General features: G+C 62.4%; 20 protein-coding genes and 3 tRNA genes. 15 read left to right on the top strand and 8 right to left on the bottom strand.

The window, feature by feature from the left end:
- Positions 1–12 precede the first annotated feature (12 nt).
- Positions 13–831 carry a response regulator gene (locus BMZ70_RS02720; RefSeq protein WP_092269576.1) on the bottom strand — a complete coding sequence of 273 codons (819 nt, stop codon included), beginning with the start codon at positions 829–831 and terminating at the stop codon, positions 13–15.
- A 173-nt stretch (positions 832–1,004) separates the two neighbouring features.
- Here BMZ70_RS02720 and BMZ70_RS02725 point away from each other — a divergent pair, with 173 nt between their 5' ends.
- From BMZ70_RS02725 to BMZ70_RS02750, 6 genes are all read left to right on the top strand, one after another.
- Positions 1,005–1,232 (top strand): hypothetical protein, encoded by a 228-nt coding sequence (locus tag BMZ70_RS02725; protein ID WP_092269579.1) that lies wholly within the window; start codon positions 1,005–1,007, stop codon positions 1,230–1,232.
- Positions 1,233–1,439: 207 nt separating this feature from the next.
- A tRNA-Arg gene (locus BMZ70_RS02730) sits at positions 1,440–1,516 on the top strand.
- 61 nt (positions 1,517–1,577) lie between these two features.
- Positions 1,578–1,654, top strand: a tRNA-Arg gene (locus BMZ70_RS02735).
- Positions 1,655–1,728: 74 nt separating this feature from the next.
- Positions 1,729–1,805, top strand: a tRNA-Arg gene (locus tag BMZ70_RS02740).
- A gap of 315 nt (positions 1,806–2,120) precedes the next feature.
- Complete coding sequence (locus BMZ70_RS02745; RefSeq protein ID WP_092269582.1) at positions 2,121–3,266, top strand: alpha-hydroxy acid oxidase; 1,146 nt, start codon at positions 2,121–2,123, stop codon at positions 3,264–3,266.
- A complete protein-coding gene (locus tag BMZ70_RS02750) occupies positions 3,266–3,748 on the top strand; it encodes a VOC family protein (RefSeq protein WP_207231528.1) in 483 nt (160 codons plus the stop codon). The genes BMZ70_RS02745 and BMZ70_RS02750 overlap by 1 nt, the downstream gene beginning before the upstream one ends.
- Here the strand turns inward: BMZ70_RS02750 and BMZ70_RS02755 are convergent.
- Genes BMZ70_RS02755 through BMZ70_RS02765 form a run of 3 tightly spaced genes read right to left on the bottom strand, consistent with a single transcriptional unit; the run spans position 3,745 to position 6,454 of the window.
- Complete coding sequence (locus tag BMZ70_RS02755) at positions 3,745–4,542, bottom strand: alpha/beta fold hydrolase (protein WP_092269585.1); 798 nt, start codon at positions 4,540–4,542, stop codon at positions 3,745–3,747. The genes BMZ70_RS02750 and BMZ70_RS02755 overlap by 4 nt on opposite strands.
- Entirely contained in the window at positions 4,539–5,507 is a 969-nt protein-coding gene (locus tag BMZ70_RS02760) for a D-2-hydroxyacid dehydrogenase (protein ID WP_092269588.1), read from the bottom strand. The genes BMZ70_RS02755 and BMZ70_RS02760 overlap by 4 nt, the downstream gene beginning before the upstream one ends.
- A complete protein-coding gene (locus BMZ70_RS02765; protein ID WP_092269590.1) occupies positions 5,504–6,454 on the bottom strand; it encodes a LysR family transcriptional regulator in 951 nt (316 codons plus the stop codon). The genes BMZ70_RS02760 and BMZ70_RS02765 overlap by 4 nt, the downstream gene beginning before the upstream one ends.
- A 124-nt stretch (positions 6,455–6,578) precedes the next feature.
- Here BMZ70_RS02765 and BMZ70_RS02770 point away from each other — a divergent pair, with 124 nt between their 5' ends.
- The 5 genes from BMZ70_RS02770 (at position 6,579) to BMZ70_RS02790 (ending at position 13,715) form a co-directional block, all read left to right on the top strand.
- Entirely contained in the window at positions 6,579–6,791 is a 213-nt protein-coding gene (locus BMZ70_RS02770) for a hypothetical protein (RefSeq protein ID WP_092269593.1), read from the top strand.
- Positions 6,788–7,654 (top strand): alpha/beta hydrolase, encoded by an 867-nt coding sequence (locus BMZ70_RS02775; protein ID WP_092269597.1) that lies wholly within the window; start codon positions 6,788–6,790, stop codon positions 7,652–7,654. Before BMZ70_RS02770 ends, BMZ70_RS02775 begins: the two co-directional genes overlap by 4 nt.
- 142 nt (positions 7,655–7,796) lie before the next feature.
- Positions 7,797–9,032 (top strand): efflux RND transporter periplasmic adaptor subunit, encoded by a 1,236-nt coding sequence (locus BMZ70_RS02780; protein ID WP_092269600.1) that lies wholly within the window; start codon positions 7,797–7,799, stop codon positions 9,030–9,032.
- A 5-nt stretch (positions 9,033–9,037) separates the two neighbouring features.
- Positions 9,038–12,223: an efflux RND transporter permease subunit gene (locus BMZ70_RS02785; protein ID WP_092269603.1), complete on the top strand. Its 3,186-nt coding sequence runs from the start codon at positions 9,038–9,040 to the stop codon at positions 12,221–12,223.
- Between the two features lies 1 nt (position 12,224).
- A complete protein-coding gene (locus BMZ70_RS02790; RefSeq protein WP_092269606.1) occupies positions 12,225–13,715 on the top strand; it encodes an efflux transporter outer membrane subunit in 1,491 nt (496 codons plus the stop codon).
- A 109-nt stretch (positions 13,716–13,824) separates the two neighbouring features.
- Here BMZ70_RS02790 and BMZ70_RS02795 read toward each other — a convergent pair whose 3' ends face one another.
- The gene (locus tag BMZ70_RS02795) at positions 13,825–14,175 is read right to left on the bottom strand and encodes a hypothetical protein (RefSeq protein ID WP_092269608.1); all 351 of its coding nucleotides are present in this window, start codon (positions 14,173–14,175) and stop codon (positions 13,825–13,827) included.
- 157 nt (positions 14,176–14,332) lie between these two features.
- Here BMZ70_RS02795 and ligD point away from each other — a divergent pair, with 157 nt between their 5' ends.
- Positions 14,333–16,810: a DNA ligase D gene (gene ligD / locus BMZ70_RS02800; protein WP_092269611.1), complete on the top strand. Its 2,478-nt coding sequence runs from the start codon at positions 14,333–14,335 to the stop codon at positions 16,808–16,810.
- Here ligD and BMZ70_RS02805 read toward each other — a convergent pair.
- Positions 16,807–17,820 (bottom strand): non-homologous end joining protein Ku, encoded by a 1,014-nt coding sequence (locus BMZ70_RS02805; RefSeq protein WP_092269614.1) that lies wholly within the window; start codon positions 17,818–17,820, stop codon positions 16,807–16,809. The genes ligD and BMZ70_RS02805 overlap by 4 nt on opposite strands.
- A 3-nt stretch (positions 17,821–17,823) precedes the next feature.
- Complete coding sequence (locus BMZ70_RS02810; RefSeq protein ID WP_092269616.1) at positions 17,824–18,693, bottom strand: SDR family oxidoreductase; 870 nt, start codon at positions 18,691–18,693, stop codon at positions 17,824–17,826.
- A 208-nt stretch (positions 18,694–18,901) separates the two neighbouring features.
- Between BMZ70_RS02810 and BMZ70_RS02815 the strand changes: the two genes are divergently transcribed.
- Positions 18,902–20,389, top strand: coding sequence for a GGDEF domain-containing protein (locus BMZ70_RS02815; RefSeq protein WP_229205266.1), 1,488 nt, complete (start codon positions 18,902–18,904; stop codon positions 20,387–20,389).
- Here BMZ70_RS02815 and BMZ70_RS02820 read toward each other — a convergent pair.
- On the bottom strand, positions 20,386–21,522 hold the full coding sequence (locus tag BMZ70_RS02820; protein WP_092269619.1) for a thiolase family protein: 1,137 nt from the start codon (positions 21,520–21,522) through the stop codon (positions 20,386–20,388). The two genes, BMZ70_RS02815 and BMZ70_RS02820, sit on opposite strands and share 4 nt — an antisense overlap.
- An 86-nt stretch (positions 21,523–21,608) precedes the next feature.
- Here BMZ70_RS02820 and BMZ70_RS02825 point away from each other — a divergent pair, with 86 nt between their 5' ends.
- Together BMZ70_RS02825 and BMZ70_RS02830 are read left to right on the top strand one after the other, a co-directional pair.
- Complete coding sequence (locus BMZ70_RS02825; protein WP_092269622.1) at positions 21,609–22,175, top strand: TetR/AcrR family transcriptional regulator; 567 nt, start codon at positions 21,609–21,611, stop codon at positions 22,173–22,175.
- A gap of 73 nt (positions 22,176–22,248) precedes the next feature.
- Positions 22,249–24,675, top strand: a complete 2,427-nt coding sequence (locus tag BMZ70_RS02830) for a glycoside hydrolase family 95 protein (protein ID WP_207231527.1) — start codon at positions 22,249–22,251, stop codon at positions 24,673–24,675.
- Positions 24,676–24,721: the final 46 nt, after the last annotated feature.

The following is a 24,721-nucleotide window of genomic DNA, read 5'->3' on the forward strand; positions in this document are numbered from 1 at the left end:
TGTGCAGGACAATCACTGCGCCGCCAGCCCGGCGGCAATTTGATCGAGCGCCGTTTGCAGGTGTTCGATATCGTAGGGCTTTTGCAGCGAGCGGGCCGGGAATTCAAGGCGGCGGGTCAGCTCGTCGCCATAGCCGGAGGCAAACAGCAGCGCCATGCGCGGATGCTGGCGCAGCGCCTGCCGCGCCAAGTCCACGCCGGACATGCCGGGCAGGCTGACGTCGGTGAACAGCACGTCGAACGGTTGTGCGGCCAGTTGCGGCAGGGCGTCCTCGCCGCTGGCCACCGCCTGCACTTCGTGGCCGAGCGCGCGCAGGGTCTCGCACACCAGATAGCGGGCGTCGGCGTTGTCTTCCACTACCAGCAGCCGCAGCGGCGCGGTGTTGCCTTCCAGCGGCGCGATGCTGGTCGCGGCCAGCGTGCACAGGATGCCGCGCACGTTGTCGCCGTCGCGCACCGGGGTGTAATACAAGTCCAGCGCCTGTTGCTCGATGCGGCCATTGCGCCAGACCGGCAGGCGGCAGCCGTGGTAAGCCTGGCTGCGGCCGTCGTGGGCGGCGGCGATGGCGGCATGGTTCCAGCTCCAGGCGGCCGGCTGCATGGACGGCACGCTGCCGCCGGGCGGGCGCAGGCTGGGCAGTCCGACCAGGTCGGCGTAGGCCTGGTTGTAGACCATGACGGACTCGCTCCCCCACATCAGCAGCATGGCTTGCGGGGAGTTCAGCAGGATGTCGATGGTCAGGCGCAGGGTAGGGGGCCAATGGACGGGATCGCCGAGGGCGGTACTCGACCAGTCGGGGGCGGGTGGCATGACGGCGGATGGGGCGTTCATGCGATGCATCCTACACGGGAAAAAAAAAGCCCGCTACTGGAGCGGGCTAAATCTATTTCCTTGGAGGAGAATAGAGGAGACAGGTGAATGATGCGTTACCGCGCGATCGAAATCCAATTTATATTGATAATGTACGTAATCACTGGCATGAATGAAGCCAGCAAGGAGAGCCAATGGCAACGGTAGTAAAGCATCGGAAAGTCAACATTGTGGTGCTGGCGCAGGGCGAAGAGATCGCCGGGCATTGCCGGGAAGGAGATATTGCCATCCTGACAGACGATGCTGGCTGGTGGGTCAAGTTTGTCGGCGCGGCCGGCCAGGTGGATTGTTACGGCGACCCTTATCCCAGCTATAACGAGGCCTTGTGGTCGGCCAAGGCGGCGGCGGAGTTCGGCACCTGAATTTCGTTGCTTTGCAGACAGTGCTGGACAAGCCAGAGGAGTATCCCTATAATGCTGCTTCTTTCGAACGGCACGCTGTTTGAAAGAAATGCAGCAAAGCAGTTTTGTGAAGTGGTTGATTCGGCGGGCAGTGTGCCGAACCAACTAAACGATAGAAAATATCTAACTTTGCAAAATAAAATTAATGCTTTATAATGCTTGCACAGTGCGGCTGTAGCTCAGCTGGATAGAGTACTTGGCTACGAACCAAGGGGTCGTGGGTTCGATTCCTGCCAGCCGCACCAGAATTTGAAGTTAAGCAGACTGTCGAGTCTGTTTGATAGCAGTGGAAGTTGTAAAAGTTAAGCGGCTGTAGCTCAGCTGGATAGAGTACTTGGCTACGAACCAAGGGGTCGTGGGTTCGATTCCTGCCAGCCGCACCATCAGTTTTACCGGGAGAGTTGGAAGATTCTTCTGTTTTCGGCAAGAAAGTGATGTTATAATTTTCTTGTTTTGCGCGGCTGTAGCTCAGCTGGATAGAGTACTTGGCTACGAACCAAGGGGTCGTGGGTTCGATTCCTGCCAGCCGCACCAAACATGTAGAAGGGCCTGAAGAGAAATCTTCAGGCCCTTTTGCTTTGCACGATTGGATATTCACTTAGTTGAATGCGGATTTGAACAAGCGGCTAGCTCATCACGCTACTAAGGCTGAGCTGGAGCGCGAGAAACAGGATACGCGCAACTGGATGATTACTTTCGGCATCTCCGTCCTTACATTGCAAAATATCCTGTTATTGATCTTCTTCGAGCTGTACATGCATTTGGGCTAGCCGGTTCGCCGCACACATCCCTATTGGCATTTTCTTAAAAATGCCCGATGATCTGTCGATCATTACACTGGGAGACGGCATGACCATCATCACCAATATTGAAGACCTGCGGGTGCTGGCCAAGAAGCGCGTGCCGCGCATGTTTTACGATTACGCTGATGCCGGCTCATGGACCGAGTCCACCTACCGCGCCAACAACGAAGACTTCGCCAGGATCAAATTCCGCCAGCGCGTCGCCGTCAACCTCGAGAACCGTTCGCTCGCCAGCACCATGATCGGCCAGGACGTCGCCATGCCGGTCGCCCTCGCGCCCACCGGGCTGACCGGCATGCAGCACGCCGACGGTGAAATCCTCGCCGCCAAGGCAGCGGAGAAATTCGGCGTGCCGTTCACCCTGTCGACCATGAGCATATGCTCGATCGAAGACATTGCCGCCCACACCAGCAAGCCGTTCTGGTTCCAGCTGTACGTGATGAAGGACCGCGATTTCATCAACCGCCTGATCGACCGCGCCAAGGCCGCCAACTGTTCGGCGCTGGTGCTGACGCTGGACCTGCAAGTGCTCGGCCAGCGCCACAAGGATTTGCGCAACGGCCTGTCCGCGCCGCCCAAGATGACCGTCGCCAACCTGATCGACCTCGCCACCAAGCCGCGCTGGTGCCTCGGCATGCTGGGCACCCAGCGCCGCAGCTTCGGCAACATCGTCGGCCACGCCAAGTCGGTGTCGGACATGTCCTCGCTGTCGTCGTGGACTTCGCAGCAGTTTGACCTCAGCCTGTCGTGGAAGGATGTGGAATGGATCAAGCAGCGCTGGGGCGGCAAGCTGATTATCAAGGGCATCATGGATGAGGAAGACGCGCGCCTGTGCGTGGAAAGCGGCGCCGATGCGCTGATTGTCTCCAACCACGGCGGCCGCCAGCTCGATGGTGCCGAGTCCTCGATCGGCGCGCTGCCGCGCATCGCCGAGGCGGTCGGCAAGCAGATCGAAGTCCACATGGACGGCGGCATCCGCTCAGGACAGGACGTGATCAAGGCTCTGGCGCTGGGCGCCAAAGGCGTCTACATCGGCCGCCCGTTCCTGTATGGCCTCGGTGCGATGGGCCAGCAGGGCGTGAGCAAATGCCTTGATATCATCCGCAATGAACTGGATTTGACGATGGCCTTCTGCGGCCTGCGCGATGTGCGCCAGGTCGATAAAAACATTCTTTTACCGGGGACTTTCTGATGCTGGACCAAGCCCTAGGCCATACCTATATTTTTGCCGAAACGCTGGCGCCAAGCCAGCGCATGCACATGGTGCTGCTGGGCGTGAACGACGTAGCGAACTCGGCGCGGTTTTATGAAGCGCTGGGCTGGAAGCGCTCGCCGACCAGCAGCGACGGTTTCGTTAAATTCAATATGGGCGGCTACGCCATCAGCCTGATCAACCGCAGCGACCTGGCCAAGGATGCGCTGGAGCCAAGCGGCGACAAGGCAGGCTTCTCCGGCGTCGCCTTGATCCACATGGCGCGCAAGCCGGAAGACGTGCCGCGCATCCTGGCGCAAGCCGAGGCGGCGGGCGGCGTCATCGTCAAGCCGGCGACCCGCACCCACTGGGGTATCGCCGGCTACTTCAAGGATCCGGACGGCCACTTGTTTGAAGTCGACTACGAGCCGGTGTGGGTATTCGATGATGCCCACCATCTCGTGGTGGACAAGCTGAATTAGCGGGCTTCCAGCATTTGCAGCACGGCGGTGGTGATTGCTGCCGGTTCTGCTTGTGGCACTTCCATCACGCGGATGTCGCCGAATGGCTTGCGGGCCTTGCGCAGTTGATCGGCGCTGGTGTCCAGACTATCCAGTTCCGAGGCGCGGGCGCGCCAGTAAGTCAGCTTGTTGGTTTGCGCCGCCTGGGCTGCCGCCAATGCCGGGCCGATGTCGCCGTTGATGCTTGATGCAGGGTAGCTGCAGCCGGCGCCCGGCTTGCCTTGTTCGGCCGCGTTCAGGCAGGCGACTACTGCATCGAGTTTGGCTGCGCGGTCAGCAGGCAGCGCATCTTCATGCATCGCATCCACCAGTACCAGTCCGCTGACGCTGGCGCCGCGCGAGCGCAATGCAAAGTGCTGCGCCACCATCGCGCCGTAGCCGGCGCCCACCAGCACGAACGGGCCTTCCATGCGGGCGTTCTTGATCAGGAAGTTGAGATCCTTGCTGGCATTGGCCACCGTCGCTGCGCGGATGATCGGATCGCTGGAACCGAGGCCGGCGCGGTCGTACACGCAAGCGCGCGTGCGCTGTGCTACTTCCGGCAGCACCGCCGACCAATCCCATCCCGCACGGCCGGCGTCGGCCTCGAACAATACTGTCGGCGAGCCCTTGCCGGTGCAGTACAGATTGAGCTTGCGCCCACCGACATCGACCTTGACTTGCGGGCCGGCGAGGGCGTCTTGTCCGGCCGGCGGCGCCGCGTGCGCAATGCCGCCTAGCAATGCCGCGATCAGCACCAGTACCAGGCGCTTCATGGCGTCACCACATTGCGCGGCGCGCCGGCGTGCCAGGCTTCGACGTTGTCGATGAGTTGGTCCACCAGTGTTTGCATGGCTTGCGTGCTGGCCCACGCCGAATGCGGCGTCAGGATGAAATTGGGGAGGCGCAGGTTGAGCAGCACGTTGTCGGGCGGCGGCGGCTCGACGGGTAAAACGTCGAAGCCTGCGCCGGCGATCACGCCAGCGTGCAGCGCATCGGCCAGCGCCACTTCGTCCACCAGTCCGCCGCGCGCGGTGTTGATCAGCAGGGCGTTGCGCTTCATGCGGATCAGCTCTTTGGCGCTGATCATATTGCGCGTCTTGTCCGTCAGCGGCAGGTGCAGGCTGATGACGTCTGAGGTTTCAAGCACTTCGTCGAAGCTGGCTTCGCGCACGCCGTCGGCGGCGGCATCCGGCAGCGGCGAGCGATTGTGCACGATGACCTCCATGCCGAACGCGCGCGCGATCTGCGCCGTCGCCTTGCCCAGCGCGCCGTAGCCGAACAGGCCCAGACGGCTGCCGGCCAGATCGGAGATCGGGTGGCCGAACAGGCAGAATCGCTCGGACTTCTGCCACAAGCCGGCTTCGATATCGGCGCGGTACGCAATCAGCTGGCGGCGCAGTGCAAGGATCAACGCAAACGTATGCTCGGGCAGCGTGTGCACCGCGTAGTTGCGGATGTTGGACACCACGATGCCGCGCTGCGCAGCCGCCTGCAGGTCGATGATGTTGGTGCCGGTCGCCGCCACCGCGATCATCTTCAGATCCGGCAGCTGCGCCAGATCGTCGGCCGACAGGGGCACTTTATTGGTGATGCAGATGGTGGCGCGCGCATCGCGCAGGCGCTGCACGGCCTCGCCAGCGCGCGTGGCCGGATACTCGGTCCACTCATGCGCAAACGACGGCTTGCGCACGTTGGCGATCACGCTGTCGCGGTCAAGGAAAACGATGCGTTGGGTCATATGGTTATCTCCATCGATGGCGTGCGCGCTGGCCCTTTCGGCAGGCGCATCGCCGGGTGATTCGAAAACAGTTCGGCGATCCACTCAACGAACACGCGCACCTTGGCCGACAGGTGGCGGTTCTGCGGGTACACCACGTGCACCGGCAGCGCGTCGCTGATCCAGTCGTCGAGTATCGTCTCAAACAGGCCGTCTTTAATCATGGGCTCCAACAGGAAGTTCGGCATCTGCACGATACCCAGTCCCGCCAGTCCCGCCGCCGTGTAGGAGTTGGTGTCGTTCACTGCGATCAGGCCGGGCAGGGCGACCTGCACACGCTCGCCGTCGCGGGTGAAATCCCAGTCGAAGATTTTACCGGTACGCGAGGAAAAATAGTTCACGCAGCGATGGCGCAGCAAATCGTTCGGATGAGCGGGACGGCCAAAGCGCTCCAGATAGCCTGGCGTGGCGCAGGTGACAAAGTGCAGGATGCCGACCCGCCGCGCGATCAGGCTGGAATCGCCCAGCTGGCCGCCGCGCACCGCGCAGTCCACGCCTTCCTCGACCAGGTCCACCGTGCGGTCGCTGGCGCCCAGCTCCAGTTGAATGTCCGGATAGCGCTCGAAAAAATCGGGCAGGGCGGGGACGATCACCTCGCTGGCCAGGCCGGTCGGCGCATCGACGCGCAGCCGGCCGGAAGGACTGAGCCGGGTGCGCGACAGCGATTCCTCCGCCTCGCGCACGTCCGACAAAATCCGCAAACAGCGTTCATAATAGGCGGCGCCGTCCGCCGTCACGCTGACGTGGCGGGTGGTCCGGTGCAGCAGCTTGGCCGACAGCGAGGCCTCCAGCGACTGGATCAGGGTCGACACCGTGGCCTTCGGCAGTTTCATGTTTTCCGACGCGCGCGTGAAGCCGCCGGCGTCCACCACCTGCACAAACACTTCCATCGCTTGAAGTTTATTCATCTTTCATCCTCATTGTTCGGGATTCTGAACAATCAATTCATCTTTGTCGTATTTATCGGATTGTAGAACAAGTTTAAGATTGCTGTACTGCACAAAGCAAAAGATGAAGAAAGGAGGACTTATCATGAAATATCGGGATGCATTTTTCGCAACGATGGCACTGGCGGTGACGTCGGTGGCACTGGCAGGCGTGGTATACACCGACGCCTATTCACAAACCGCGCAAGCGGAAGTTCATGGCGTACGCGCCCTCACGCTGGTAGCCAGCGGTGACGAGATCAAATGCGATCCTGTTACCATGTTGTCCTCCAACGAATCGGGCACGGTGCAACAATGAACAACCCAGCAGAGAAGCTGCCGACACTGTCGGACCAACTGAAAATCCGCAGTCTTGAAGTCAAAGGTGCGGAAGGTCCCTTGGCGGCGCGTCTCTACACCAGCGGCGAAGCGGGCAACAAGCGCGACACGCTGCTGGTCTTCTTCCACGCCGGCGGCTTTGTCGGCGGCGACCTGGAAGACGCCGACATCTTCCTGCGCCATTTGGCAGACGACAGCCCGCATGTCAGCGTGCTAGCCTCTGCCTATACGCTGGCCACTGAAAAGCCATTCCCGGCGGCGGTGGAAGATGCGCACGCAGTACTGTTGTGGGCCAAGAAGAACAAGGCCAAATTGGGCTGGACCGGCAAGCAGCTGCTGGTGTCTGGTATTGAAGCGGGCGCCAACCTGGCGGCAGTGGTGGCATTAATGTCGCGTGATCGCGGCGGCCCAGCACTGACGGGCCAGATCCTGATCATGCCGATGCTGGATCCGGGCCTGACCACCTGCTCGATGCGCGAGATGCAGGCCGCGCCGGAGCTGCTGGACGTGGCTGACGCTTGCGCGAAAGCCTACCGTGGCTACCTGCCGAATGCCGCCGACCGCACCCACCCGTATGCGTCGCCGCTGCAATCGAGCCGTTTGAAAAACCTGCCGCAGGCATTGATCCTGTCGACCGAAGATGACCCGCTGCGCGACGAAGCGGAACAATATGGCGCCAAGCTGATTTCGTGCGGCGTCAAGACCACTGTCCGGCGTATGCAGCCGGCGCCCCTTAACGATGTTGGGGCACGCAACGAATGCGCTTGTCGATGTCAAGCGCTGGGAGAAATCGCCGGCTTCATCGCTGGCCTGGACCGGTCCGAGACGCCGCCAGCCGCATAGGATTCCCCAAACCTAAAGCAGTAAAGAGTCACGTCCCCACTGGCTTGCCGGCGGGGCGCTAGTACCGTGTTTTCTCGATTTTCCCTGAGACCGCCCGGTGCCGCCTTTTCTATTAATAATTTTCATACAAAAAGGATTTAAAATGAAAAACGTTAAATCAATGACCGCTGTAGCCCGGCCGCTGGCCGCCGCTCTGGCGCTGGCGGGCCTGGCCGCAGTAGCCCTTTCCGGCTGTGGCGAAGCCACCGGCAAGGCAGCAGAAGCACCGGCAGGTGCGGGCGGTCCTCCGATTTCGGCTGCGGCCGTGGTCGAGAAAACCATCATTGAGACGCAGGAGTTCTCCGGCCGTCTGGAAGCCATCGAGCAAGTGCAGATTCGTCCGCGCGTCGGCGGCTTCATCACCGCAATCAACTTCAAGCCCGGTTCGCAAGTGAAGAAGGGCGACGTGCTGTTCGTGATCGATCCGCGTCCGTATCAAGCGGAAGCCAACCGCGCCGAAGCCGCCGCCAACTCGGCGCGCGCCAAGGCCGACCTGGCGAAAGTGGAGCTGGTCCGCGCCGAAAAACTGCTGGCCGATAAAGCCATCGCGCAGCGCGAATACGACGCTTCGGCCTCGGGCTACAAGCAGCTGGACGCCGACGCCCGCGCCGCACAAGCACAGTACGAAGCGGCCAAGCTGAATCTGAGCTACACCCAGGTGACCTCGCCGATCAACGGCCGCGTATCGAAAGCGGAAATCACCCTGGGCAACCTGGTCGACGCCTCGGCCGTGCTGACCTCCGTGGTGTCGCTGGATCAGATCTACGCTTCGTTCGATGGCGACGAAGACACCTACCTGCGCGTCGGCGCCGCTGCCCATCAAGGCAAGCCGGCCACCGTGAAGATCGGCCTCGCCAACGAAACCGGCTTCCCGCATGAAGGCAAACTGGAATTCGTCGACAATCAGCTGGACGTGCGTAGCGGCTCGGTGCGCATGCGCGCCACCCTGGCCAACAAGGACGGCGTGCTGGTGCCTGGCCTGTTCGCCCGCGTGCAGCTGGAAGGCAGCACCGGCGCCAAGCAAGCGATCCTGATCAACGACCGCGCCGTCAACACGGACCAGAACCGCAAGTTCGTGTTCGTGGTCGACAAGGACAACAAGGCCGAATACCGTCCGGTCACGCTGGGCCAGCAAGTCGACGGCCTGCGCGTGGTGCGTGATGGTCTGAAACCGGGCGAGAAGATCGTCGTCAACGGCCTGCAGCGCGTACGTCCCGGCGCTCCGCTGACCCCGACCGTGGTGCCGATGGATTCCGATCCGCTGGCAGCCAACGTGGCCAAAAAAGAAGAGAAAGTCGCCGTTGCTGATACCAAAAAAGCCGGCACCTCCAAGGAATAATTAAAATGAATATCTCTCGATTTTTCGTCGACAAGCCGATCTTCGCGGCGGTGCTGTCGATCGTTATCTTTGTCGCCGGCTTGATCTCCATCTTCAAGCTGCCGATCTCGGAGTACCCGGACGTGGTGCCGCCGTCGGTGGTGGTGCGTGCGCAGTATCCGGGCGCGAATCCGAAGATCATCGCTGAAACCGTGGCCGCGCCGCTGGAAGAACAGATCAACGGCGTCGAGAACATGCTGTACATGTCCTCGCAAAACACCTCGGACGGCGCGCTGGCGCTGACCGTCACCTTCAAGATCGGCACCAACGTCGAGCAGGCCGAAACGCAAGTGCAGAACCGCGTCCAGCGCGCGCTGCCGCGCCTGCCGGAAGAAGTACGCCAGATCGGCGTGACGACCGTCAAGGCATCGCCTAACCTGACGATGGTGGTCCACCTGAATTCGCCGAACGGCCGTTACGACGACCTGTATCTGCGTAACTACGCGGTGCTGAACATCAAGGACCAACTGGCGCGCCTGCCTGGCATGGGTGAGGTGCAGCTGTTTGGTTCGGGCGACTACGCCATGCGCGTCTGGCTCGATCCGCAGAAAGTGGCACAGCGCGGCCTGACCGCAGGCGACGTGGTGAACGCCGTCCGCGAGCAGAACGTGCAAGTGGCTGCCGGTGTGATCGGCCAGGGGCCGAGCAAGGGTGCGGACTTCCAGCTGACCGTGAACACGCAAGGCCGTCTGCAGTCGGAAGAAGAATTCGGCAACATCATCCTGAAGACCAATGCCGACGGCGCGGTAACGCTGCTGAAGGACGTGGCTCGCCTGGAGATGGGTTCGAACTCCTACGCACTGCGCTCGCTGCTGAACAACAAGTCGGCAGTGGCGATCCCAATTTTCGAAGCACCGAACGCCAATGCGCTGCAACTGTCGTCCGACGTGCGTGCGACGATGGCTCGCCTGTCGAAAGATTTCCCGGAAGGCGTCGAATACAGCATTGTGTACGACCCGACCCAATTCGTGCGTGAATCGATCCGTTCCGTGATCCACACCCTGGTTGAGGCTATCATCCTGGTGGCACTGGTGGTGATCGTGTTCCTGCAAACCTGGCGCGCATCGGTGATCCCGCTGCTGGCCGTTCCTGTCTCGGTGGTGGGTACCTTCGCCGTGATGCTGGGCTTTGGCTTCTCGATCAACACGCTGTCGCTGTTCGGCCTTGTGCTGGCCATCGGTATCGTGGTCGATGATGCGATCGTGGTGGTGGAAAACGTCGAGCGTAATATTCATGACGGCCTGGCGCCGCGTGAAGCGACCATCCAGGCGATGAAAGAGGTGAGTGGTCCGATTATCGCGATTGCACTGGTGCTGTGCGCCGTGTTCGTGCCGATCGCTTTCGTATCGGGTCTGTCGGGCCAGTTCTACAAGCAGTTCGCCCTGACCATCGCGATTTCGACCGTGATCTCGGCATTCAGCTCGCTGACCCTGGCGCCAGCACTGGCTGCGGCCCTGCTGAAGCCAACCAACGCACCGAAAGATGCGCTGACCCGTGGCATGGACAAGATCTTCGGCGGCTTCTTCGCCTGGTTCAACCGCTTCTTCAACCGCGCTTCGCACAGCTATGAAACCGGTGTGACCGGCGTGTTGAAACGCAAAGGTTCGTCGCTGGTGGTGTACGCCGTGCTAGCTGTTGCAGCAGGCTTCATGTTCAAGGTAGTGCCACCGGGCTTCGTGCCGGCACAGGACAAGCAGTACCTGATCGGTTTCGCACAGCTGCCTGACGCAGCCTCGCTGGACCGCACCGATGCCGTGATCCGCAAGATGTCGGACATCGCCAAGGAAATCCCTGGCGTGGAGAACTCGATCTCCTTCCCAGGCCTGTCGATCAACGGCTTCACCAACGCGCCTAACGCAGGTATCGTGTTCACTGGTCTGAAACCATTCGACCAGCGTACCAAGAAGAGCGAGTCGGCCGAAGCGATTGCCGCTGAAATCAACAAGCGCATGGGCGCCATTGAAGGTGCGTTCGTGATGGTGCTGCCACCACCGCCAGTCAATGGCCTGGGCACCACCGGCGGCTTCAAGCTGATGGTCGAAGACCGCGACAACCTCGGTTACGACGCGCTGTACAAAGCCGTGCAAGCGGTGCAGATGAAAGCATGGCAGAACCCGAAACTGGCCGGCGTCTTCTCGAGCTACCAGATCAACGTGCCGCAGCTGTTCGCCGATATCGACCGCGCCAAGGCCAAGCAACTGGGCGTGCCGCTGAATACGATCTACCAGACCTTGCAGATCAATCTGGGTTCGCTGTATGTGAACGACTTCAATCAGTTCGGCCGTACCTATCAGGTGCGTGTGCAGGCTGACCAGCAATTCCGTTCGCACGCAGAAGACATCGCCCAGCTGAAAGTCCGCAACGACAAGGGCGAGATGATTCCGCTGTCCTCGCTGATGCGCGTGAAAGACAGCTATGGCCCGGATCGCGTACAGCGCTACAACGCTTACGTGGCCGCAGAGATCAACGGCGCACCGGCTCCTGGCGTATCGTCGGGCGAAGCACAGGCCGAGATGACCAAGATCGTCAACGAAGTCCTGCCGAAGGGTATTGGCTACGAATGGACGGAACTGGTGTATCAGGACATCCTGTCCGGTAACACGATGATTTACGTGTTCCCACTGTGCGTGCTGCTGGTGTTCCTGGTGCTGGCTGCGCAATACGAGAGCTGGACCCTGCCGCTGGCTGTGATCCTGATCGTGCCGATGTCGATCCTGTGCGCGCTGATTGGTGTGAAGCTGACCCACGGCGACAACAACGTGTTCACGCAGATTGCGCTGTTCGTGCTGGTTGGCCTGGCGTCGAAGAATGCGATTCTGATTGTGGAATTTGCACGCGAACTTGAACATCATGGCCGTTCGATCGTGGAAGCCGCGCTGGAAGCTTGCCGCCTGCGTCTGCGTCCGATCCTGATGACGTCGATCGCATTCATCATGGGCGTGCTGCCGCTGGTGTTCTCGCACGGTGCGGGTTCGGAAATGCGTCATGCAATGGGTGTGGCGGTGTTTGCCGGCATGCTGGGCGTGACCTTCTTCGGCCTGTTCCTGACGCCGGTGTTCTACGTCCTGCTGCGTACCCTGGCGGTGCGCATGGAGAAAAAACCAGCCGTGGCGGCTGATGTCGCCCCGGCCAAACTGGAAGGGACCCACTGATATGAACAAGCTGCATATGATCGCAAAAGGCGTCGCGCCTATCCTGGCTGCCTTGCTGATGACCGCGTGCGCTGCACCGGAATTCAAGCAGCCTGCGATGGACGTGCCGACCGCCTTCAAGGAAGCTCAAACGCCGGCGGAGGTGAAGATCGCCGCCGACGGCAGCACCTGGAAACAGGCGCAACCTGCAGAAGCGCAGCCGCGCGGCGAGTGGTGGCTGGCCTTCAATGATCCAGCCCTGAATGAGCTGATCAACGAAGCCACCCGCGCCAATGCCAACCTCGCGGTAGCTGCGGCCCGCGTCAAGCAGGCCCGCGCCATTGCCGGTATCGCCGAAGCGGACCGCATTCCGCAAGTGGGCATCGCAGCCGGTGCGCAGCGCGTGCGCCAGTCGGACGTGGAACTGGGTCTGCCTGCCGGTACGCCGGTGGCGCCGGCCAAGGTGTTCAACGCCAACCTGACGGCCAGTTACGAGGTCGATTTGTTCGGCCGCGTATCGTCCAACGTGGCGGCGGCGCGCGGCGACGCGGCTTCGGTCGAAGCCAACTACCGCTCGGTGCTGCTGGCCGTGCAAGCTGACGTGGCGCAGACTTACTTCCGTCTGCGCTCCACCGACGCCGAGCTGGAAACGCTGAACCGCACGGTGCAGACTCGCGAAGAAAACGTCAAAGTCAACCAGCGTCGTTTCGACCTGGGCGACATTGGTGAATTCGACCTGTCGCGCGCCAAGACCGAGCTGGCGACCGCCAAAGCAGAAGCTATCGGCCTGCAGCGTCAGCGCGCGACCACCGAGCATGCGCTGGCGGTCCTGCTGGGCAAGCCGGCGGCAAGCTATACGGCAGGTAACAGCCCGCTGTTGGATACGGCCCTGCTGCCGGTGATTCCTGCTGGCCTGCCGTCGTCGCTGCTGGAACGTCGTCCTGACATCGCCGCTGCACAGCGTTCGATGGAAGCGTCGAATGCACGTATCGGTGTGGCGCGTTCGGCCATGTTCCCGTCGCTGATGCTGAACGCGAATGCGGGCGGCACCTCGGCCAACACGGTGGCGGATGTGTTCAAGTGGAGCAGCCGTTCGTGGTTGCTGGGCGCGGCGTTGTCGATGCCGCTGATCGATGGTGGACGCAACAAGTCCAACATCCAGCGTAGCGAAGCGGCGTTGGAAGAATCGGTTGGCACCTATCGTCAAAGCGTGCTGACGGCGTTCGCCGAAGTGGAAGACAACCTGGCGGGCCTGCGCATCTTGGCTGGCCAGACCGCGCAGATTGACGATGCCGTGGTATCGGCACGCCGCTCGGCCGACCTGGCGCAGAAGCTGTACACGGCTGGCCGTTCGAGCTACCTCGATCTGCTGGACGCGCAGCGCAACCTGGCTGCGGTTGAACGCAGCGCGGTGCAGTTGCGCGGCAATCGCGCAGTCACCACTGTGGCGCTGATTCGCGCGCTGGGCGGTGGCTGGGGCGATGCGCCGCCAACCACGCTGGCGCAGAAGTAAATGAAAACGGGCCAAACGGCCCGTTTTTTTCGCACGTCATTCCGGCGAAGGCCGGAATCCATGCTGAGCAAGCGTTTTATGAGCTCCGGCTTTCGCCGGAGCGACGGCATTACTTGGTGACGACAGGAGCAGGGGCGCTGGTAGTTGCTGCGGCTTCTGCTTTCGCTGCCTTGGCGTGGGCCTTGGCTTTGGTCTTGGTGGCCTTGGCGTGAGCGTCTGCCTTGTCGGCTTTCTCTTCAGCCTTGGCGACAGCGACGTCTTTCTTGGCGTCGGCTTCTACCTTGGCGGTCTTGGCTTCTGCCTTGATCTCGGCCTTGGTTTCTTTGGCTTCTGCTTTGACGGCAGCCTTGGTTTCTTTAGCTTCGGCTTTAGCGGCAGCAGGCGCTGCAGGGGCTGGGGTCTGTGCGAATGCAGCGGTAGCGAACAGGCCGGCGATCAGGGTAGCGATTACTTTAGTCATGATTCAATCCTTTAGTCTTCAGGTTTCGGGCCCGGGACAATTCCCGCGTCTCTGAGCAAAAAACGCCGGCCGGATTGTGTCCGTTGACGGTCCTTACAATCGCTTACATGTTCGTCACCGCACGGTATGAGCGCTTGCCCGCGCTTACAGTAGGCGCATGAAAGGTTCACTCACCAGCTACAAGGCCAAGCGCAACTTCGCCGTCACGCCGGAACCTGCCGAAGGCGGCGAGGAGGGCGCCGGTGTGTTCGTGATCCAGAAGCACTGGGCCACGCGCCTGCATTACGACTTCCGCCTTGAACTCGACGGTGTGATGATGAGCTGGGCCGTGCCCAAAGGGCCGAGCTACGACACGCACGACAAACGGATGGCGGTGCATGTCGAGGACCATCCGATTTCCTACAACGATTTTGAAGGCACGATACCGCCCAAGCAGTACGGCGCGGGCAAGGTGATCATCTGGGACAAGGGCACATGGCTGCCGCTTGATGATCCGCACAAGGCGCTCAAGGCGGGCAACCTGAAGTTCGAACTGCACGGCCACAAGATGCACGGCCGCTGGGTGCTGGTGCGCATGAAGGGCAAGGGCGAGAAGCAGGAGCCGTGGCTGCTCATCAAGGAGCATGACGAGTACGCGCGGCCCGCCGAAGAATTCAGCGTGATCGACGAGATGCCCGACAGCGTCAAGGCGCTGCCGATGCCAGCAGCTCGCGGCGCCGTGACGCGCGTTGCGGCTGCAAAAGCCGACGAACGCGCTGCGCCAACGATGGCGCTGCCGGAAACGCTGTCGCCGCAACTGGCCACCCTGGTGGATGCGCCACCAGCGTCGACGGAGGATTGGCTGTTCGAGATCAAGTTTGACGGCTACCGGCTGCTGTCACGCATTGAAGGCAAAGACATCCGCCTGATCACCCGCAACGGCAACGACTGGACCCATAAACTGCAACCGCTGCGCGCCGAATTGGCGCGCCTCAAGCTGCCCTCCGGCTGGTACGACGGCGAAATCGTGGTTCACGATGACAACGGCCGTCCAGACTTCGGCCTGCTGCAAAACGCCTTCGACGAAGACCATCCTGGCGACATCGTCTACTTCCTGTTCGACATCCCATTCCACAAGGGCCGCGATCTGCGCGACCTGCCGCTGGAGGAACGCCGGGCGGTCCTGCAGGACATCATGGCCAAACGCGAAACCGACAACGTCCGCTTCAGCGCCGCACTGAGCGCGCCGCCGCAGGAGATGATCGCCGCCGCCTGCCAGATGGGCCTTGAAGGCATCATCGGCAAGCGCAAGGACTCGCGTTACACAGCGCGCCGCAGCGGCAGCTGGATCAAACTCAAATGCGGCCAGCGCCAGGAATTCGTCATCGGCGGCTATACCGACCCGCAAGGCTCGCGCAGCGGTTTTGGCGCGCTCCTGCTGGGTACTTACGATGAAAACGGCAAACTCCAATATGCAGGCAACGTCGGCAGCGGCTTCAACGCCGCCTCGCTACGCGACTTGAAAGCGAAAATGGACAAGCTCCGTGCCGATCAAAGCCCGTTCGCGCCCAGCCGCGACATCGACAAGAAAGCCCACTGGCTCAAGCCCACGCTGGTGGCCGAAATCAGCTTCAGCGAATGGACCCATTCCGGCTCCATCCGTCACGGCGTGTACCAGGGCCTGCGCAAGGACAAGCGCGCCGCCGGCATCACGCGCGAAAGGCCCGTCCACATCGAACAGGAGCAACCCGCCATGCAATCCGCGCTCGCCTCAATGAAGATTACGAATCCGGACCGCGTCATCGACAAGCAAAGCGGCGCCACCAAGATCGCCTTGATACGCTACTATGCGCTGGTCGCGGACCTGATGATCCCGCACCTGAAAGGCCGTCCGGTATCGCTGGTGCGCGCGCCGGAGGGCGTGGGCGGTGAACTGTTCTTCCAGAAGCACGCGGAAATCAACCGTATGCCGGGCGTGAAGCAGTTCAAGCAGTCGCTCGATCCCGATCATCCGCCGATGCTGGAAGTGCCGACCGAGGAGGCCTTGCTGTCAGCTGCGCAAATGAACGTGGTCGAACTGCACACGCAAAACGCCAGCGGCAGCAGCTACGAAAAGCCCAACCGCATGATCTTCGACCTCGATCCGGGCAAGGACGTCAGCTGGGACCAGATCAAGGAAGCGGCCCACCTGATGCGTGCCTTTCTCACCGAGCTTGATCTGCCGGCCTTTCTGAAGACCAGCGGCGGCAAGGGGCTGCACGTGGTGGTGCCGCTCAAGCCGGGGTATGGCTGGGATGACGTCAAAGCCTTTTCGCAAGCCATCGTCGCGCACATGGCGCAGACCATCCCGGAGCGTTTCGTGGTGAAGAGCGGGCCGCGCAACCGCGTCGGAAAAATCTTCATCGACTACCTGCGCAATGGACGCGGCGCTACCACCGTCAGCGCATGGTCGGCCCGCACCCGGCCCGGCCTCGGGATTTCCGTGCCAATTACCTGGGATGAGCTGGATAGCCTGCAGAGCGCCGATCAATGGAACGTCAACAACGTCCACGACCGCCTCGATGTCGGCAACGCGCCGTGGGACGATTACGCCAAGTCAGCCAAAGGCCTGGCCGCCGCCATGAAGCTGATGAAGTTCAAGCCCGGGCAGGGCTAAGCGGCCTTGCGGCTGGCAGCAGGCTTGCGCTTGGCTGCTGCCTGGCTTGTGCTCTTCGCGGCGGACTTGGTGCTGGTGCTGCTCTTGGCGCTCGTGGTCGACGTGCTGCGGCGCGCAGTGCTGCGTGCCTTCGGCTTCGCTTCTTCCTCGTCGTTGTCATCCTCTTCCTCGATCGGTGCCGGCTTGGCCTTGGCAGCCGCACCCTTGCCTCCGCGCTTGCCGAGGCTATTCTGCAGCAGCGCCACCAGATCCACCACGTTGGACGCTTTCGGCGTGGCAGTCTCTTTGTCTGGCGCGGTGATGGTCTTGGTCTGGCCGGCCTTGATTTTTTTCTTCACCAGGGCCAGCACGTCTTCCTTGTAGGTGTCGTGATACTGTTCCGGATTCCATTCCGCGCTCATGCCTTCGACCAGCGACAGCGCCATCTGCAGCTCCTTGTCGCTGATGCCAACCGCCTTCAAGGTCTTGGGCGGCAGCTTGAGTTCCTCGGCGTCGCGGATCTCGGTGGCATAGCGCAGCGTATTGAGCACGATCTTGTCCTCGACGCACACCAGCGCGCACAGGTGCTGCTTGGTGCGCATCACCACCGTGGCGATGCCGATCTTGCCGGCCTTGCGCAAGGTCTCGCGCAGCAGCGCATAAACTTTGTCGCCGCCGCGTGAGGGCGCCAGGTAGTAGGGCGTTTCGTAATACGTGAGCGGCACCTCGGCCGCATCAACAAAGGCGGTGATGTCGATGGTTTGGGTGGCTTCCACGTTGGCGCGCTTCAGGTCTTCGTCCGACAGCACCACATATTCATCGGTCTCGTATTCGTAGCCTTTGACGATGTCGTCCCACGTCACTTCCTTGCCGGTGCTCTTGTTATAGCGCTTGTAGCCGACCGGCGAAAAGTCGCGCTTATCCAGCATGGTCAGATCGAGGTCGTGCTCCTGCACGGCCGTGTACATCTCGACCGGAATGTAGACCAGCCCAAAGCTGATCGCCCCTTTCCATAGCGCGCGCGCGGCCACGATTCAAGCACCCACGGAGCCGGTCACCGGCAGCACGATGCCCGAGATGTAGCTGGAGCAGCAGGGCGCGGCCAGGAACACATAGGCCGGCGACAGTTCCTGCGGCTGGGCGGGGCGCTTCATGTCGGTATCGGCGCCGAACTGCGCGATCTTCTCGGGCGGTGCGTCGGCGGGGTTGAGCGGCGTCCACACCGGCCCCGGCGCCACCGCGTTGACGCGGATCCCTTGCTCCATCAGGTTGGAAGCCAGCGACTTGGTGAACGCGTGGATCGCGCCTTTGGTAGCCGAGTAGTCCAGTAAATGGCCCGAGCCTTCCAGCCCGGTCACCGAGCCAGTATTGATGATGGACGCGCCGCGCTTGAGGTAGGGAGCCACCGCCTTGGCCATGTGGAAGTAGCCATAGATATTGGTTTTCATGGTTTGGTCGAAGCGCTCTTCGGTGATATCGGCCAACTTGTCCGCATGCTGCTGGTAGGCGGCGTTGTTGACCAAAATGTCCAGCCGACCGAAGCGCTCGTGCGCCTGCTGGGCGGCGCTTTGGCAGAACGCCGCATCGCGCACGTCGCCGCGCAACAGCAGGCAGTCCTGGCCCTCGGCCTCGACGTAGCGCCTGGTGTCTTCCGCGTCCTGGTCTTCGTTCAGGTAGATGATGGCGACGTCCGCGCCTTCGCGTGCGTACAGCACCGCTACGGCGCGGCCGATGCCGGAATCGCCGCCGGTGATCAGTGCTGCCATGCCGTCAAGCTTGCCGCTTCCGCAATAGTCGGGTGCGAGAAATTCCGGTTTTTGCTGCATGTCCGCTTCCAGCCCCGGCTTGTCCAGATGCTGGGCCGGCTGCGGCGGATGCGGGTATTGGGGATCGAGATTGGGCATGACGGTTCTCCTCGCGGTTCACTACCAGTATGGCGTGCGCCGGCCGCACGACCGTGCGTGTCCTCACATATGCAGGCAAACCACGCCTGAAGAAAAAAACTGATCTTTAATGCAAAAAATATTGCTATTTATGAACTTTATGGCACACTAGTAGAGCGAGACATTTTTAACATCAAAATTATTAGAAACTAAGGTGGGGAGTATCATCATGGCGGACGTCGTTAGCCGAGTGAATAGCACGGGCGTGTATTTCAACCCCAGCGCCGAACGGCGCGCTGAGTTCCAGTCTATCTGCGCGGAGATGTTTTCCCAGCTGTCGCTGTGCGACAACGTGGACGCCACCGGCGCTGCGCTGGTCAAACGTGACACCGGCCTGCTGATCCTCGACCTGAACGGGTTCGACCATCTGAATGAACTGGCCGGCGTCGGCGCGCTGATCCGCAGCCGAGCGGGCGCCCCGATCCTGATCCTGTGCGCTTACGAACACAGCGCCTGGCTGCCGGAGCTGATGGCCTACGGCACCTTCGATTACCGCATTTGCCCGATCCTGAGCGATGAGCTGCAGCAGGCCGTGAAGCGGGGCCTGACGGAGCCGGACGACCTGGCCGCCGCCATGCAGCAGGAATTGCTGGACAAGGAAAAAGAGTTGCGCGACCTGCTGGGCGTGCAGCGCAGCCTGCAGCGCGCACTGGGCGGCATCGACAATATCGCCATGATGTCGTCGCAGATCTGCCTGGCTTTGTGTAATTTCCCCGGCGTGCGTCACACCTCGCTGCTGCATATGAAAGCGCGCGGCGACCTGCAACTGGTGGCGCAGGAATCGCGCAATCATCTCGATCTCGGCCGCCTGCTGCAACGGCGCGACCGCCTGCTGCAATCGCCGCTGCGCGATACCTTCCCGCCGCTGATGGCGGTGGCGCGCGGCGAATTGGTGCTGCTGGACGCGCCGGAAAAATCGGGCGATCCGGAACTGGCCATGCAGCTGCATGACCGTAACGTGCGCATGGTGCTGGCGCTGCCACTGCGCGCCGAGCCGGGCGGCCCTGAAATCGGCGCGATCTGCCTGATGTTCGACCGTCACATCACCTTCTCGCGCGAGCAGTTTGCCTGCTTCGCCAGTCTGGCGCAGTTCGTCAGCTTCGGCCTCGGTATGAGCGAATTGAAGCATCAGAATGACGCGCTGTCGGGCCAACTGTCGCAGATGAGCACCGTGGACGCGGTCACCGGCGCCGCCAACCGCCGCGCCGGCGAAGACAATCTGGATAACGAAATTCGCCGCGCGCGCCGCTATGGCCTGCCGCTGTCGGTGCTGACCTTCGACGTCGGCAGCTTCCGCTCCGCCAACGATTTATATGGTTCGGCCGTTGGCGATCCGGCGCTGCGCAAGGTCGCCGAAACCGTGATGGGCCGCCTGCGCACCTCGGATACGCTGGCGCGCATGCGCGGCGAAGAATTCCTGATCGTCGCCACCCACACCACTTCGGTGGACGCGGTGCGGCTGGCGGAAAAACTGCGCACCGCGATCACCGAAGCGGATCTGCCGGGCGCTGGTTTTGGCGCCACGGTCAGCATCAGCCTCGGTGTCACGCAGGTGGGTGCGGACGAGGGCGCGGCCACCGTGCTCGATCGGCTCGACACCGCGCTGCACCGCGCCAAGCGCGCGGGCCGCAACTGCATCGAGCTGGCGACGGTTTAGATCTTCTCCAGAATGGTGGCGATGCCCTGGCCGCCGCCGATGCACTGGGCGGCCAGCGCGTAGCGGCCGCCGGTGCGCTTCAACAGCGCCGCCGCCTTGCCGGTGATGCGCGCGCCGGTGGCGCCGAGCGGATGGCCGATGGCCATGCCGCCGCCGTCGATATTCAGCGCCTCCGGCTTGATCCCCAGCTCGCGCACGCAGGCCAGTGCCTGCGAGGCGAAGGCCTCGTTAATTTCCGCCACATCGATATCCTCCGCCTTCAGGCCCGCCAGCCTGAGGGCTTTTTGCGTGGCCGGAATCGGGCCGATACCCATCAGCGCTGGATCGCAGCCCACCGCCGCCATCGAGACGATGCGCGCGCTTGGTTGCAGGCCGTGCTTGCGGGCGAATTCCTCGGTCGTTACCAGCACCGCCGATGCGCCATCGGTCAGCGGCGACGAGGTGCCGGCGGTGACCACGCCGTGTTCCGGATCGAACACCGGCTTCAGTGCTGCCAGCGCTTCCAGCGTGGTGCCGGGGCGGATGCAGCCGTCTTCCGCGATCACCTCGCCCTTGTTGTCAGTGATGGGGATGATTTCGTCTTTCAGCAAACCGGCGGCGCGCGCGGCGGCGGCCTTCTGGTGCGATTGCAGCGCCAGCACTTCCTGGTCGGCGCGCGACACTTCGTATTTGCGGGCGACGTTTTCTGCGGTGTCGCCCATGCTGATGTAGGCGTCGGTTTCGGCCTGCAACTGCGGGTTAGGGGAGAAGTTGAAGCCGCCCTGCGGCACCATCGTCATCGACTCCACGCCGACGCACAGGTAAGCCTCGCCCAGCCCGGCCTCGATATTGGCGGCGGCGATGTGGACGGCCGACATGGACGAGCCGCAGAAACGGTTGATGGTCATGGCGCTGACTTCATGCGGGAAGCCGGCCAGCAGCGAGACGATGCGCGCCAGGTTGTTGCCCTGCGAGGACTCGGGATAGGCGCAGCCGAGAATGACGTCGTCCAGTTCGCGCGGATCGATGCCGGTACGTTGGATCAGGCCTTTCACCACCTGCGCGCCGAGATCGTCGGGACGGACTTCGGCCAGCTTGCCTTTGCGGGAGAAGTGAAAGGGCGAACGCGCGTAGGCGCTGATGACTGCTTTCATGATGGCTTCCTTTAATGATGGTCGTAATGTTTGATATATTACGCTCGTAATGTATAATGTCAATACGGTAGAAGTGGGAGACGAGCATGAAAGTCAGCAGGGAACAAGTGGCGCTCAACCGCGAGCGCATCGTGGAAACGGCAGCAAAGCTATTCCGCGAAAAGGGCTATGACGGCATCGGCGTGGCCGATTTGATGAAGGGCGCCGGCCTGACGCATGGTGGTTTCTACGGCCACTTCGAATCGAAGGAAGACCTGCTGGCCGAAGCCGCCGCGCACGCGCTGAAAAAATCGGTGGCGCGCTGGGAAGGCTATGTTGCCGAAGACCGCGCTACGGCGCTGGACAAAATCGGCGACGGCTACCTGACAGTCCAGCACCGCGACCATCCGGAAAAAGGTTGCTCCGTCACCGCGCTGGGTGCGGACATCGCCCGCCTTGGCCCGAAAGCGCGCCATGCCGTGACCGAGGGCGCCAGCGGCCAGATGGCCGTGCTGCAGCAACTGATGCCGGGCGCGGACGACGCCGAAAAGCGCAAGCAAGCATTGGCCACTTACGCCGCGATGGTCGGCGCCATCGTGCTGTCGCGCGCGGTGGACGACGAAGCCTTGTCGCAGGAAGTGCTGCAAGCCGTGCGCGACTCGCTGCCGGGGTGAGTACTCAATTTCGCCGACGGTTTGGTAAATTTCGTAATTGAGCTGGCGCACTGCTACGCGCAGAATGTGCGGCATGAAAACCACACGCCGCAGTTTTATGATGTCGGCCGGATTGGCGATGGCCTTTCCGGGTTTGGCGCGCGCCGCCGTCCAAGCTACCACGCGTGGCGCGCAGGAGAGCCTGTCGCTATGGTATGAGCAGGCCGCCGGGCCGTGGGTGGAGGCGCTGCCGGTCGGGAATGGCCGGCTTGGCGCCATGAGCTTCGGGCGCATCGCGCAGGAGCGCATCCAGCTCAATGAGGACACGCTGTTTGCCGGCGGTCCGTATGATCCCAATAATCCGCTGTCCGCCGCTGCGCTGCCGCAAGTGCGCGCGCTGATCGACCAAGGGCAGTTCAAGCAGGCGGCGGACCTGATTTCCTCGACCATGATGGCGCTGCCGAACACGCAAATGCCGTATGGCGCGGCGGGCGATCTGCTGCTGGATTTCAAGGGCCTTGCGGAAGGCACGGCTTACCGCCGCTGGCTGGATCTCGATACGGCCATCAGCTCGACGCGCTTCAATAACGGCGCTATCCAGTACAAGCGCGAGGTGTTCGCCAGCGCGCCGGACCAGGTGATCGTGGTGCGCCTGACTGCCACCGGCGGCGTGATGAACTTCGACCTTGGCTATCGCCATCCGATGGAAACCAATTACGGCGTCACTGATTACACTGGCGCCAAGACGGCGACCGTGGCCGCGCCGATGCCGTGGGATTACCGCGAACCGGTGCGGACGTCCGAGCGGCCGGCTACTTTGTCTGTGCGGCCAGATGGCGGCGATGCGCTGCTGATTGAGGGCCGCAACGTGGCCGTCGCCGGCATTCCGTCCGCGCTGCGTTACGCGGTGCGCGTGCAGGCGCTGGGCGATGGCGCCATCACGGCGCGCGAGGACCGTATTGAACTGCGCGGCGCCAGCACCATCACGCTGCTGGTTGCCGCCGCCACCAGCTACGTCAACTACGCCGACGTCAGCGGCGATCCGGTGAAAACGGTGCGCACGCAGACTGCCGCCGCCGCGCGCAAGCCGTATGCGCGCTTACGCAGCGCCCATGTGCAGGCGCACCAGCAGCTATTCCGCCGCCTGTCGCTGCGCATAGGCTCCGGCGCCGCCGATCCTCGCCCGACCAACCAGCGCATCGCGGTGGCCGAGCAGCAGCCAGATCCCGGCCTGGCGGCGCTGTATGTGCAGTATGGCCGCTACCTGCTGCTGTCGTCCTCGCGACCCGGCAGCCAGCCGGCCAATTTGCAGGGGCTCTGGAACGAGGGCACCAATCCGCCGTGGGGCGGCAAGTACACCATCAACATCAACACGCAGATGAACTACTGGCCGGCGCAATCGGCCAACCTGCGCGAATGCGTCGAGCCCTTGCTGCGCATGGTGGAAGACTTGAGCGTGACCGGCGCGGTCGCGGCCCGCAAAGGCTACGGCGCGCGCGGCTGGGTGGCGCATCACAATACCGACTTGTGGCGCGCGGCAGCGCCGATCGATGGTCCGCTGTGGGGCATGTGGCCGTGCGGCGGCGCGTGGCTATGCCAGGCCTTGTGGGATCACTACGAATACAACCTCGATGAGGCGTGGCTGCGCCGCATCTATCCGCTGCTGAAAGGCGCGTCGCTGTTCTTCGTCGACGCGCTGGTGGAGGATCCGCAGGGCAGGGGACTCGTCACGTCGCCGTCCATCTCGCCGGAGAACGAGCATCACAAAGGCGTGGCCACGTGCGCCGGTCCGGCGATGGACCGCCAGATCATCCGTGATTTATTTAGCTGGACGCTACAGGCGCACGCACTGTTGAAGGATGGCGACGCCGCCTTTGCCAGCGAGCTCGCGGCCAAACGCGCACGCCTGCCGGCAGACCGCGTCGGCGCGCAAGGGCAGTTGCAGGAATGGCTGGAAGACTGGGACGCTGGCGCGCCGGAGCAGCAGCACCGCCACGTCTCGCATCTGTACGGCGTCTACCCGAGCGAGCAAATCAACGTGCGCGACACGCCGGCGCTGATCGCCGCCGCCAAGGTCACGCTCAACACGCGCGGCGACAAGTCGACCGGTTGGGCCACCGCATGGCGGCTGGCCTTGTGGACGCGCATGGGCGAGGGCGAGCGCGCCTACGCGATTTTGCTTGGCCTGCTCGGCCCCGAGCGCACCTACCCGAATATGTTCGACGCCCATCCGCCGTTCCAGATCGACGGCAATTTCGGCGGCACGGCGGCGATCCTGGAAATGCTGGTGCAATCATGGGGCGGCGAAATCCACTTGTTGGCGGCCTTGCCGAAAGCCTGGCCAGAAGGCTCGGTACGCGGCGTGCGCGCCCGTGGCGGCGTCGAAGTGGACCTCGACTGGTCACAATGCCGCGTGCAGCGCGTCCAATTGCGCGGCAAGCCGCACCAAAAGCTCAATATCCGCCACTCCGGCCGCCTGACCGCCATCACCCTCGACGCCAAAGGCCGGGCCGCCTTATAAGATTTTTGCATTAGCTAATAAGGAATTCGTATTTAAGGTAAACTGT

The sequence above is a fragment of the Duganella sp. CF402 genome (genome assembly GCF_900109645.1).
Taxonomy (GTDB): Bacteria; Pseudomonadota; Gammaproteobacteria; order Burkholderiales; family Burkholderiaceae_D; genus Rugamonas.